This is a genomic window from Ancylomarina salipaludis (assembly GCF_004122035.1).
GTDB classification, from domain to species: domain Bacteria; phylum Bacteroidota; class Bacteroidia; order Bacteroidales; family Marinifilaceae; genus Ancylomarina; species Ancylomarina salipaludis.
In genome coordinates, this window is record NZ_SAXA01000009.1 from 77497 (window position 1) to 90552 (window position 13056).

Genomic DNA, 13056 nt, shown 5'->3' on the forward strand with positions numbered 1-13056 from the left:
TTTTATCTTTGCCAAAGATTAATTCTGTACTGACTTATTATGAATAAACAATTTATATTTCTGCTTTTTGCAATAGTACTTTTATTCTCGTGTACCTCTAAAGAGAAAAAAACGTATTTATCTCAGGATGATTTTACTCGAATCGTATTTGATATTCATCTTGCAGATGGAGTGTTGACTACAAAGAATATTGTTAGCCGAGGCAAAGAGTATAAGCCGAGTTATTATTACAATTCTATTTATAAAAAGTACAACATTACCCCTGAGCAGTTTGACTCATGTGTGAGTTTTTACGCTCAAAATTCAGCTTTATACGAGACGATTTATGAGAAAGTGATAGATTCACTTAATCGTTTAGAGACTCAATTTCGTATTGCTTTAAAAGACTCTTTAGTCGTTAGTGATACTGTAAATTTGTGGAAGGGGCGAAGACGTATTCTGTTAGCTCGTGGGCGACATGAGAATTTAAATTTCTCTATTCCGCTCACAGAAATGGGAATTTATACTGTTCGTGCAAGGATTCAACGATTTAAGGATGATGGAAGCTGGAGCCCGTTTTTAAAAGCCTATTTCTGGAAAGAAGACTCGACAAAACAAGGTAAACGGATCAATTTCGATTCAATACCGATTGATTTCTCTGATAAATTACTAAAATATGAAACCCAATTGGAGCGCCCCGATTCTACTTATAAAGAGTTAAGAGGGAGTATCATTGCCTGGAGCAATCCGGATAGTAATTTCACCCAGCATATCGATTTGAGAGATATCATGATTTTCAACCCTCAAATTAAACGTGATTCTTTAGGATTGGATTCTATTATGAAAACGAGACGATTCGGAGATGGTCGATTTGAGAAGTATGATGAACTTGATAGGCCTAAAAAAATAAGAGATATTAAAGAGTTAAAGAAGAAATGAGAAAGATCTCTGCCAGTTATATTATTAGTAATGTTGGAACTCCTTTGAAGAATGGAATTTTAATTTTGAATGATGATAATTCTGTAGCAGACTTGATTGATAGGAAAGGATCGGTTAAGGAAATTCAGAATCTGGAATATTATAGCGGGGTTCTTGTACCAGGATTTGTTGATGTTTTTACATGCCTTTCGTGGCCCGAAATAAATGCAGAGGGCTTAAATTTCAAAAACTGGAATGAATTGTCATTGGGCAAAAGTGGTGATCTGCCATCTATTCAAAAAGCGATAAATCATCTTGAGGCCTATGGAACAAAGGGCGCTGCTGATTTTTTCCCTTCCTCCATCAGCCAAACTCTTAAATTAAAATCCAGGGTTAGTTTTAGAGATGTTTGCAAATGTAGTGGAGATCATAAAAGCAATTTTCTTACAGAGTTTCCTGATTCAATTTTAGGCCGGTTATTTCCCAACAATATTTCTTTAGATAAAGCGTTTTGTATAGGTACAGGGAGTTTATCAAGTCATCAGAAATTATCGGTTTTTGAGGAACTTAAATACTTACAGGAAATTGAGCCTGATTTAAAATTGGAGCAGCTCATTAGTTGGGCCTGTTTAAACGGAGCCCGGCTTTTAGGTCTTGATCATCTTGGCAGTTTTGACACCGGTAAGAAACCTGGAGTTAACTTGATTACCAATCTTAATTACGAGCCCCTAAGTTTAAAGCCTGACAGTAAGCTAAAGGTTTTAGTGTAGGGAATAGAGTTGATCTGTGATGCTTTTTTTTTTTTTGATTGCGTTTGAAGTTTAGCCTGGTTGAATAATTACATTCTAATCTGTATAAAAATTAGTTGCTAAGGCTGATAGCTAACTAATCTATTTGTATATTGTTTCGTATTTTCAGATACATTATTCAGGTCTTCTGACCTCAGTTATTTCCAATAAAAATAGAATTGTTTTGAATAAAGGAAAGTTAAATATTGCCATTTTGAGTCTGGTTTTAGGTCTCATTTCAATGGCTTGCTCAAATCAAAAAAACACATTTGTGAGTCGACAGTATCATGCTCTCACGACATATTACAATGTTTTCTTTAATGGGAAGGAAAGTTTAAAGGCTGGTAAGAAGAAGATTGAAGAGGGTATCGAATATAATTATACCACTATTTTACCTGTTTTTGATTATCAGGATGCCAGTGCACGTGTTTTAGCAGCAGGAGATATTGACATTGCAATTGATAAGGCAACGAAGGCAATAAAATTGCACTCAATAACAAGAAAACCCAAGCGTAAAAAAGTCAAACAATCTGAAAAGTATAAAGAATTTCGTAAAAAGCGCGAATTTAATAGTTGGATAGAGGATTGTTATTTGTTGTTGGGCAGAGCTCAGTTTTATAAGGCCGATTACAGAACGGCAGAAAAAGCTTTGATGCAAGGTTTGAAAGATTTTCCTGAATCGAAATTAAAACCCGAATTTCAAATCGAATTAGCCAGGTGCGCTATTAATCAGGAAGATTTTACAGGAGCTACCATATTATTGGATGAAGTAAGTGCACTACCGGATCTGTCACGAAATAACAAACAGGAAATTGCAGCTCTTCTTGCAGATATTGGTATTCGTGAGAAAAACTACGGTGCAGCTATTTCCAATCTTCAAACCGCAATTGAGTTGCAAACTACGAAGCGTATTAAGGCTAAATATTATTATATCCTTGGTCAGCTCTATCTAAAACTTGATCAGCCCACTAATGCCTCCGATGCTTTTCAGCGTTTGATAAAATTGCATTCGACTTATGAGATGGCTTTTAATGCAAAAATCTCGCAGGCGCTCACCTATTCAGGTTCCGAGAATGGTTTGGAAATTCGTAAGCAACTGAATAAAATGCTTAAGGATCGAAAAAATTCGGATTACAGGGACCAGATTTACTTTGCTTTAGCAGAGATGGATATGAAAGATGGGGATGAAAATGCTGCCATTGCCAACTATTGGAATTCAACCAAAGAAAGTGTGTCCAATGACAATCAGAAAGCGGTGTCGTTCATTAAATTGGCAGATTATTATTTTGCTGATTTAAATTACAAGAAAGCTCAGATTTGTTATGACAGCTCTATGATTTACCTGAATCAAACTTATCCGAACTATAGTGATATATCGTTTAGAGTTGGCAATCTAACTGACTTGGTTAATCATCTCAATACAGTTGAAAGAGAGGATAGCTTACAGCAAATAGCCAAAATGAGTGAAAAAGAAAGAGATTTCCTAATCAGGAATTTGATTGATAAAGAATTTGAAAAAGAGGAAGCTATAAAATTAGCTGAGGCGGAAAGCAGAGCCGATAAAACCTTTTTTGTTCAGAATAATATGGTAGGCAATTTCCGTTCAAATAATTCTAATCAAACTCAGGGTAACTGGTATTTCTATAACCCGACAACGGTTGGGCTTGGAAAGTCTGAATTTCAACGTAAATGGGGAAGGCGAAAATTGGCAGATAACTGGAGACGTAAAGATAAATCGATTGTTTCGGGTGATGATTTTAATGAAACGGCTGAAGACAAAAATGATAGCCCTGAAGCCAATCAAGAGAAAGCTGATCCCAAGAGTAGGGCCTTTTATTTGGCTGATTTACCTCTGACTGATGATTTGATGAAGAAATCGGATCAAAAGATTATGGAAGCCTTACATGAGGCGTCATTTGTGTATTCGGAGCGTTTATCGGATAAAGCAAAAGCTCTGGAAACAATGGAGACTTTGCTTAAGCGTTTCCCTCAAAATCCATATTTGTTATCTGCTTATTATCAGTGTTATTCTCTTTGTGTACAAACTGGAAATCTGTCCAAATCAGAATATTATAAGAATCGAATTCTGACTGAGTTTGCTGATACTGATTATGCCAAGGCGATTAAAGATCCTAATTATTGGGCGAAAATTGAAGCTCAGAATAAAGAAGCCGAGTCCTTGTATTTGGCAGCATATGATGCTTTCCAAAATTTTTATTACGATGAGGTTATTCGCATGTGTGAACAGGCAGTAAAGAAATATCCGGAGTCAAAATTAGAATCTAATTTTTTATTTCTAAGAGCATTGTCCATTGGGCGAACTCAGAATGTGGAAGTTTTTAAGACAGTTTTGCAGGAATTACTCGATTCAAAACCTAATACCGAAATTGAAGAAATTACACGCGGTATTTTAAGTACCATAAATGCTGGTTCGGTTCCTGTTAGGTATTCTCAGGAAGATATGAATAAGGCACGGCAGAATCGTTTGTTGATTAACTGGCGAATTGAAGATCAGTTAGCCCTGGAAATGGCAAATGGTAACCAGGACGATTTAAACTCAGAGAAGGACTATTTCAAATTTATTCCTAATGAAGAACATTATTTTGTTTTGTTATTCAAGAAAAGGGCAACTGATCCTAACAGAGTCATGTTTAATATTGATCGTTTCAATAGGGCTGCAAATAAGAGAAGTCTCAGAACTGATCGACTTTCATTGAATAAGAACGATATTATTATTTTGGTAAAAGGGCTTAAAGATAAAGAAGAAGGTCTTACGTATTTTAATGAGATTGTTGCTTCTGATAAAGCATATAATGGCTTGGAAAGTATTCCTTACAAAAATTTCGTAATATCTGTTTCCAATTTTGAAACAATGAAAAAGGAGGAATTGGTAAATGAGTATATGAGTTTTTATAAGAAGCATTATTATCAGAAGAAAACGACCCTAATTAAAAAAGAAGGGGAGTTAATCGATCCAGAGGCTGAAAATCAAGAATTTGAAATAGATTCGACTGATAACCATCGCTTTATTCTTCTGGTGCCTACACGTAAGGTAAATGTGATTAAACTGAAAACTGATGTTTTTAACCACGATAAGGATTTCAGTATCATAAAAGAGCAGTATGATGAAACTCATACAATGGTTGTGGTTAATAATCTTGGCTCACAAAATTCAGCCATGGAATATTTTAATCAGATAACTTCTGATAAAAATGTGTTTGATCAGTTGGCACAGATAGATTATGAGAGTTTTGTAATAGGTGAGAAGAATTTTATGAATTTTTTTGTGAACAGAACCCTGAGTGAATATCTGTCATTTTTCAGTGAAAATTATATCAAAAAGGCAGCTAAAGAGAAGGCTGAGGGAACTAAAAAACTTGATGCCGATAATGGCCCCTATGTGTATCAACCGGATGTTGCTCATCATTTTGTTTTGATTTTTAATAAAGAAGGCGTTAATGCCAAACTTGTTGAAAATGGCATAAAAAAATATAACACAAGAACATTAAAAACCGAACGTCTGTCTCTTGATGAGAAACGCGATATGATTGTGGTTTCGAATATGAGAAATAAGAAGCAAGCAATGATGTATTTCAGAGCCATTATTTCTAATAGGAACTTGTTCGATCAGGTGGAGAAGTCTGGCTATCGCAATTTTATTATCTCGAAAGATAATTTCGAAGTATTCAAGAATCTGATGGATGCGGATCAGTATTTAAAATTCTTTAGCAAACGCTATTTAAATTAAGCTTTCTTAGTATTTTAATTGAAATATATTGAAGGCTAAAAACGTTACTTGTTGAGTAGAACAAGTTGGATAAACGACATCCTGTAAAATCTTGTTACTACATCGAATACTAAAGGTGATGTCTGGCACATTGCCAATTGTAGAATTTTAAATAGAATGTACGTGAAAGCAATTAAGATACTTTGGGTTGACGATGAGATAGATTTATTGAGACCGCATATTATTTTCCTCGAGGGGAAAGATTATATCGTTGATACATGCAATAATGCGACTGAGGCCATTGATATGGTTCGCAACACCCATTACGATTTGATTTTATTGGATGAGAATATGCCTGGTATGTCAGGTTTGGAAGCCTTGTCTGAAATAAAAGCAATCGACCTTACTCTTCCTATTGTAATGATTACAAAAAGTGAGGAGGAAGACATAATGGATGAGGCTATTGGTGGTCATATTAGCGACTATCTGATCAAGCCTGTAAATCCAAAACAGATTCTCCTTAGTATCAAGAAAAATACCGATAAAAGACGTTTGGTATCTGAAAAAACAACTTCAGCGTACCAATCCCGATTTTCACAATTGGGTATGGAAATTAATGATTGCAGAAGCCTGGAGGATTGGAAGCAGGTTTATAAGAAGTTGGTTTTTTGGGAGTTGGAATTGGCTGGTATCGAAGATTCCGGTATGGATGAAGTGCTTAAAATGCAAAAATCCGAAGCCAATAATCTTTTTGCACGATTTGTTAAAAAGAATTATCTGGATTGGATCAATTCCGAAAGCAATGATAAACCCTTGTTTTCACCCAATGTTTTTAGAGATAAGGTTTTTCCTTTATTAGATAAGGGTGAGAAAGTGGTTTTTGTATTGATTGACAATTTGCGTGTTGATCAGTGGCAGATTATATACCCCATCATAAGTGATTATTTTATGATGAAGGATGACGACATGTATTGCTCAATCTTACCGACTGCTACACAATATGCCCGTAATGCGATGTTTGCTGGTTTAATGCCTTTGGATATTCAGAAACACTATCCCGAATTGTGGATTAACGAAGATGAGGACAGTAGTAAAAACATACATGAAGAAGAACTACTAGCCTTACATCTAAAACGCAAGTATAGAGATGTGAAGTTTAACTACGAGAAGGTTAATTCGAAGAAAACAGGATCTAAAATCATTGATAATCTGTCAACTCTACTGGATTCTCAATTGAATGTTTTTGTTTACAACTTTGTAGATATGCTTTCTCATGCGCGCACCGAAAGCGAGATGATTCGCGAATTGGCAAATGATGAGGCTGCTTATCGTTCATTAACAGCTTCCTGGTTCGAACATTCCCAATTATTGGAGTTGATCAGAAAATTATCAGAGCAAAATATCAAATTGATCATCTCAACCGATCATGGGGCTATTCGCGTCCAGAATTCGGTAAAAGTGGTTGGAGACAGACAAACCAACACCAACTTGAGGTACAAGCAAGGTCGAAATTTGAATTATAATCCCAAGGAAGTTTTCGAGGTGACCAAACCATCTCAAGCTTGTTTACCACAGATGAATATGAGTTCATCTTATATTTTTGCTACGGGCGAAGATTTTCTGGCTTATCCGAATAATTATAACTATTACAGTTCTTATTATAAAAATACATTTCAGCATGGCGGGATTTCATTGGAAGAAATGTTAATTCCTTTGATAACTTTGAGCCCAAAGAAAAAATAAAAGTTTTTGATAGAAATAGATACAATTAGTAAACGTGAAAATGACAGAGTTAAAAATAAATAGCCTGGAAGAGATTAATTCGGTAGCGAAGCAGTTTATTGAATTAGTGGGTGAGCGTCATCGTGTTTTTGCCATGTATGGTTCGATGGGTGTTGGTAAAACAACCTTTGTGAAGGCTGTTTGCGAGGAGTTGGGTGTAGAGGATACAATTAATAGCCCAACATTTGCTATTGTAAACGAATATCATACCCGGAAAGAACAGATTGTTTACCATTTCGATTTTTACAGAATTGAAGACGTACAGGAGGCTTATGATTTTGGCTATGAAGATTATTTTTATAGCCAGGCCATTTGTTTTATCGAATGGCCCGAGCGTATCGAATCAATTTTACCCAATGACGTTATCAATTTGAATTTTACTGAAGAGGAAGATGGAAGTCGGACAATTCAGGTTCAGATGGCCTGATTTATTACTCATTTAGCTCTTTCTTAGCACTAGTAATTATCAAAATCTGTTAAGCTCTAAAAAAAACATTAACTTGTATTTCTAAAGAAGACACTAACGGTATAAATGACGATTATGACAAACCTAGGTGATACCCCTAAAAATTTTCCCGTTGGATATGAGTTTTATCATCCAAAGGAGAGACTTTTAGAGATTGAGAAGAGTAAAAAGAGATTGGTGATAGGTCTTCCTCGCGAGGATTATAAAGGTGAGAATCGTATTTGTCTGACACCACTTACTGTTGAGATGTTGGTGAATAACGGGCATGAAATAATTATTGAGGAAGGAGCAGGGCTTGCATCGAATTACCCTGACAGAGAATACAGTGAGAAAGGAGCACAAATAGTTCGTACCAAGGCCGAGATATATCAATGCGATATTGTTTTGCAGATTTCACCTTTGTCATCTGACGAAATTGAAATGCTTAAGGGCAATCAGATTATCATGTCAGCCCTTCAGGTACATTGCCAGTGTGCTGAAGATATTCGCAAATTGATGTACAAAAAAGTGACTGCAATTGCTTTTGAATATCTGAAAGATAGGGATAATCATTTCCCTGTAATTCGTTCGATGAGCGAAATTGCAGGGGTATCTGCTATTATGATAGCCGGAGAGTATTTAAGTAAGGGCAAAGGTGGAAAGGGCGTTTTATTAGGCGGTGTGACAGGTGTTTCCCCCACCGAAGTCGTTATTCTTGGCGCAGGTACAGCGGCTGAATATGCAGGAAGAGCCGCCATGGGACTTGGTGCAAACATTAAAGTCTTTGATAATTCGATGTATCGTTTACGCCGATTGGAAGATCATTTGGGACAACGTATCCACACCTCTACATTTCATCCCCATGTACTTAGTAAAGCATTAAAATCGGCTGATGTTGTTATTGGAGCTCTTCGTTACGAAGGGAATCACCCGGGAACGTTTGTAACAGAGGAAATGGTAAAAGAAATGAAGCCAGGCTCTGTTATCATCGATTTGAGTATTGATCAGGGAGGCTGTTTTGAGACCTCAGAATTAACGACTCATAAAAACCCCGTATTTCGAAAGCACGATGTGATTCATTATTGTGTTCCCAATTTGGCTTCTCATGTCAGCAGAACGGCATCGTTAGCCATGAGTAATATTTGTGCCCCGCTATTGTTGCATATTGGTAATAATGGAGGTTTACACCAATTCTTAAAGACGGATATGGGCCTTCGTCATGGGACTTATATTTATCGTGGAATTTTAACCAATCAACGTTTAGGCGATTGCACGGGTATATTGGCTAAGGATATTAATCTGTTTTTTGCATCCATGTAATTTTAGAAAGTTGATTTTGAATACTGTTAGCTAAACTTGTATGGATAGTGTGTTGCCAGTTTCAATCATTTAAAACATATAAATTGATCTTTAGATCATAATTGAAGCTTACTTTTATTGAGTAAGCTTTTTTTAATTTTGATTTAGAGTGTTTTCCATAATGGGATGATTTGCATAAGAAACTTATTCTTATTGAATCTTAAGTTTTGTTTCTCAATAGTTTTGTTTTATTTTGCCAACTTAAATCAGCCATTATTATGCAAAAAAAAATCTGCCTTTTATTTTTCATATTGAATTCTTTTGTATCAGTTCTTAATGCTCAGAATTCAAAGGATGAATCGACCTTAAATATTCATGAACAAATTATTTCGAAACTGATAGAATCTTCTGTTAGTTTTCGTGATAGTAGTGAAAACAGAAGTGTTGAGATTTGCGAAAAGGCTATTCGTTTAGCTGAAAAAGAGCAGACAGATTCGTTATTAGCTTTTGCATATAAAACACAGGGGATTAATTACTATTATTTAGGTGAAAATGATTCCTGTATGAATTATTATAATAAAGCTTTAAACAAGTTTGAAGAATTGGGGAATATGATTCAGGCTGCTAAAATTTTAGGAAATATTGGAGTTCTTTATAAAAGAAAAGGGGAGTATAATAAAGCTTTAGAGTATTATTTGAGAGAGGTTGATATTTTTTCTGAGATTAAATATACTGCTGGCTTAACTTCCATTTATATCAATTTAGGGAATATATCTGTTATGATGGGCAATTTTGACAGAGCGGAAGAATATTTCACTTTAGGTTATGATTTGGCTGTAAAGACTAATAATTTGGCAGATCAGGTTAATGCATTAAATAATTTGGGTGTTATTTATGAGAATCAAGATAGGTTAGAAGATGCATTAAAAGTTTACAAAAAGTCCTTGAAAAATGTTCTGGCTAGCGGAAATATTTCAATGGAGAGTAAGTTGTATTTGAATATTGGCATTATTTATCGAAGAAAAAAGGATTATGACCAGGCTTCTGATTATTTGAATAAGAGCTTTAATATTAGAAAACTAAAGGGAAATTACGAGGAGCTTTTGGGTGTCTACAACGAATTGTTTGAGTTGTCGCTTGCTAAAAAAGAATATCGTGAGGCTAAAAGATTAGTTGGAACCATGCAGGATTTGGCTGAAAGTAATCAGGATTATGCTTGGAAGTCAGATGTGTATGCAGCTTATTCTAAGTTGTATAAATTAACAGGAGATTATAGGTTAGCTCTTGAGTCATTTGAGAATTACAGAAGAATAGGAGATTCAATTCAAAAGGCTCTGAATGATGAAAAATACAACGACTTGATGCTTAAGTATGATATGGATCATACCAAGCAAAAAATGGAGCTAATGACTCAGAAAGCACAGATTCAGAGTTTGGAATTAGATAAAAAGAATGCATGGCTGGTTGCTATGTTTGTCATTATGCTATTGGGTGTGATTGCCATTGTTGTTTCCTTTAGAATTAATAAGCTTAAGGCGCAGCATAAGTTGATGAGTTTGGACCAAAAAGTCTTGTTATCGCAAATGAATCCTCACTTTTTATTTAATGCGTTGACGGCCGTTCAGTCTTTGGTATTGGATAATGAAAGTGATAAAGCGAACCTCTATCTTTCAGAGTTGGGGAGTTTAGTTCGTAATATATTGGAGGATTCCCGAGAGGAAAATATCAGTTTGAGGAAAGAATTGGACACCCTTCATAAATATATTGAACTGCAAAAGTTGCGTTTCGATTATGCAATTGATTTTCGTTTTGATATTGATGATAGGATTGATTTAGACGAATTGAATATTCCCCCCATGTTAACCCAACCTTTTATTGAAAATGCGCTTGTTCATGCCAATCTTCAGAAAGTTGATAATCCTGAGATTCTCATTAAATTAGAACTGGTTGATGATAGTGCTATTGCCTTTAGTATTCAGGATAACGGGATTGGGATAGAAGAAGGCCGGAAGCAGTCATTCATGAAAGAAAAGAAATCTTTGGCTATGCAAATTGCTCGTGATCGGATTCAGATTTATAATTATAAATCGAAACACCAGATGAAACTGGATGTTATAGACCTGAAACACATTAATAATGGTAGTCATGGTACTTTAGCACGCTTTACAATTCCTGCGCAAGCTTAAATCTATTCAATGACATGCGAAAACTCGTTTTATTTAGTCTTTGTTTCCTGCTTATACATTTAAGTTTGAAAGGGAGTATATTTTCAAAAGATAGTTTAAAAAATAGGCCTGTCCATTACGATCAGTATTTAGATTCTATAAAAAAGATGGAGTCTTTAAGATCAACTTCGCCTTCTTATTGTCTTAAATTTGGGAAACAAGTTATTAAGATGACACGTAATTTAGGTGATCCTTCTTTAATTGGCTTGGCAGAAAAAACACAAGGTGTTAGTTATTTTTATCAGGCTGTTTATGATACTGCTCTGGTGCATTTTTATCAGGCGATTCCTGAATTTAAGAAAGCAGAACAAAAGCTTGATGTAGGTAAGGTGTGGAATAATATTGCTGTTATTTACAGGCGCACTAATAAAGCGGAACTTGCACTGGAAGGGTATCTCAAAGCGAAGGAAATTTATGAAAAGCTCGGTTATAAAAAAGGAATAGCGACGATTTATTTTAACGTCGGCGGTGTTTATCAGAGCTTGGGTAATTTTTTGGAGACTGAACATTATTATTTAATGGCAAAATCTCTGTTTGAAGATCTGGATTATGGTGCTCGACTTGGAGAGGTTAATATGAATTTGGGCGTTCTTTATTTGGAGCAAAAACAATATGATAGAGCTTTGCGATATTTGAACAAATCAGAAATATTTATCGAAGAATATGGTAATCTTCCGCAAAAGGGTGAGCTTCTTCTAAATTTTGGTGAGGTGGCTTTCTATAAAAAAGAGTATGAAAAGGCTTTAAGCTACTATGATAAGTGTGAGGAGATTCGAATAAGAATTAGTGACTTTTGGGGTTTACCTAAATCTTATATTTACTCAGCCCAATGTTTGACCGAATTAGAGCGCTATGATGAAGCTTTCGACAAGCTAAAGAAATCAGAAGATATTTGTTTGAAATATAAGTTGAGTGAAGATTTAGAAAAGACTTATTTACAGAAATCAATTATCCTGGAGAAGAAAAAGGATTTTGAACAGGCTTTGGTCTATAATAAGAAAGTTCAGTTTATTAGAGATTCATTGAAATTAGATGATCGGACCCAAAGACTAAATCAGCTTGAGTTTATACATTACCTGGACTTGAAAGAAAAAGAACTTGAGATCAAAGATCTTGCTTTGAGCCGAAAGAATATTTTTCTTTTATCTCTCATGATATTGATTATTCTTGCCACAGCTTTTGTTCTTTTTTATATCAGGTCAAGATCATATCGAAATAAGCTTCAGACTTTATCATTGGAGCAGAAAGTACGTTTGAGTCAGATGAATCCTCATTTTCTTTTTAATTCACTCTCTGTGATTCAGGATTTCATTCTTGACAATGACAACGATAAGGCATTCAGCTATCTGTCCAAACTATCGGGTTTAGTTAGAGGTGTTTTAGAGAATTCAACACAAGATTATATCACAGTTAGGGAAGAGTTGGATATTCTTTCGGCTTATATTGAGCTGCAAAATCTGCGCTTTGGACAGGGAATTTCTTATCGGTTTGATATCGATTCGGAGATTGATCTGGATGAGATACGTATCCCGCCCATGTTGGTGCAGCCAATTATTGAAAATGCCCTTGTACACGGGGAGTTGAGAAATAACCCTGAGGCAGAAATTAAACTTTGTTTGCTTAAGAATAAAGACACAAATAATATTGATTTTAGTATCGAGGATAATGGGGTTGGTATAGATATTAAAAAGAAACCCGGAAGTACACACAAATCAATGGGGACTAAAATTCTTCACGATAGAGTCAGAATTTATAACTATTATTCGAAAAACACCCTGAGTATTGATGTGATTGATTTGAAGACGTTAAACAAGAATCTACACGGAACACGAGTTAGTTTTAGCATTCCTTTGTGTAAAAATTAATTGAAAACTCAATCTGATTTAACAGCAT

General features: G+C 35.2%; 8 protein-coding genes. All 8 read left to right on the top strand.

The annotated features are described in order from the left end of the window. Positions 1-39: 39 nt before the first annotated feature. The 8 genes from EO244_RS10860 to EO244_RS10895 all read left to right on the top strand — a co-directional run bounded on the left by EO244_RS10860 (position 40) and on the right by EO244_RS10895 (position 13028). Positions 40-918 (top strand): DUF4296 domain-containing protein, encoded by an 879-nt coding sequence (locus EO244_RS10860; protein WP_129254703.1) that lies wholly within the window; start codon positions 40-42, stop codon positions 916-918. Then, positions 915-1667 (top strand): amidohydrolase family protein, encoded by a 753-nt coding sequence (locus tag EO244_RS10865; protein WP_129254704.1) that lies wholly within the window; start codon positions 915-917, stop codon positions 1665-1667. The genes EO244_RS10860 and EO244_RS10865 overlap by 4 nt, the downstream gene beginning before the upstream one ends. A gap of 202 nt (positions 1668-1869) precedes the next feature. Continuing rightward, positions 1870-5433 (top strand): type IX secretion system periplasmic lipoprotein PorW/SprE, encoded by a 3564-nt coding sequence (porW, locus tag EO244_RS10870; protein WP_129254705.1) that lies wholly within the window; start codon positions 1870-1872, stop codon positions 5431-5433. Between the two features lie 162 nt (positions 5434-5595). Beyond that, positions 5596-7155: a T9SS response regulator signal transducer PorX gene (gene porX / locus EO244_RS10875; RefSeq protein ID WP_241687971.1), complete on the top strand. Its 1560-nt coding sequence runs from the start codon at positions 5596-5598 to the stop codon at positions 7153-7155. Between the two features lie 40 nt (positions 7156-7195). Further along, positions 7196-7621, top strand: a complete 426-nt coding sequence (gene tsaE, locus EO244_RS10880) for a tRNA (adenosine(37)-N6)-threonylcarbamoyltransferase complex ATPase subunit type 1 TsaE (protein WP_129254707.1) — start codon at positions 7196-7198, stop codon at positions 7619-7621. 114 nt (positions 7622-7735) lie between these two features. Then, positions 7736-8959 carry an alanine dehydrogenase gene (locus tag EO244_RS10885; RefSeq protein WP_129254708.1) on the top strand — a complete coding sequence of 408 codons (1224 nt, stop codon included), beginning with the start codon at positions 7736-7738 and terminating at the stop codon, positions 8957-8959. A 257-nt stretch (positions 8960-9216) separates the two neighbouring features. After that, positions 9217-11124: a tetratricopeptide repeat-containing sensor histidine kinase gene (locus tag EO244_RS10890; protein WP_129254709.1), complete on the top strand. Its 1908-nt coding sequence runs from the start codon at positions 9217-9219 to the stop codon at positions 11122-11124. A gap of 209 nt (positions 11125-11333) precedes the next feature. Further along, the gene (locus EO244_RS10895) at positions 11334-13028 is read left to right on the top strand and encodes a tetratricopeptide repeat-containing sensor histidine kinase (protein WP_164977471.1); all 1695 of its coding nucleotides are present in this window, start codon (positions 11334-11336) and stop codon (positions 13026-13028) included. Positions 13029-13056 lie beyond the last annotated feature (28 nt).

Excerpts from the sequence above, each read along its gene's own strand:
- EO244_RS10860 (WP_129254703.1), top strand. The coding sequence starts at position 40 with ATGAATAAACAATTTATATTTCTGCTTTTTGCAATAGTACTTTTATTC.
- EO244_RS10865 (WP_129254704.1), top strand. The coding sequence starts at position 915 with ATGAGAAAGATCTCTGCCAGTTATATTATTAGTAATGTTGGAACTCCT.
- tsaE (WP_129254707.1), top strand. The coding sequence starts at position 7,196 with ATGACAGAGTTAAAAATAAATAGCCTGGAAGAGATTAATTCGGTAGCG.
- EO244_RS10885 (WP_129254708.1), top strand. The coding sequence starts at position 7,736 with ATGACAAACCTAGGTGATACCCCTAAAAATTTTCCCGTTGGATATGAG.
- EO244_RS10890 (WP_129254709.1), top strand. The coding sequence starts at position 9,217 with ATGCAAAAAAAAATCTGCCTTTTATTTTTCATATTGAATTCTTTTGTA.
- EO244_RS10895 (WP_164977471.1), top strand. The coding sequence starts at position 11,334 with ATGACACGTAATTTAGGTGATCCTTCTTTAATTGGCTTGGCAGAAAAA.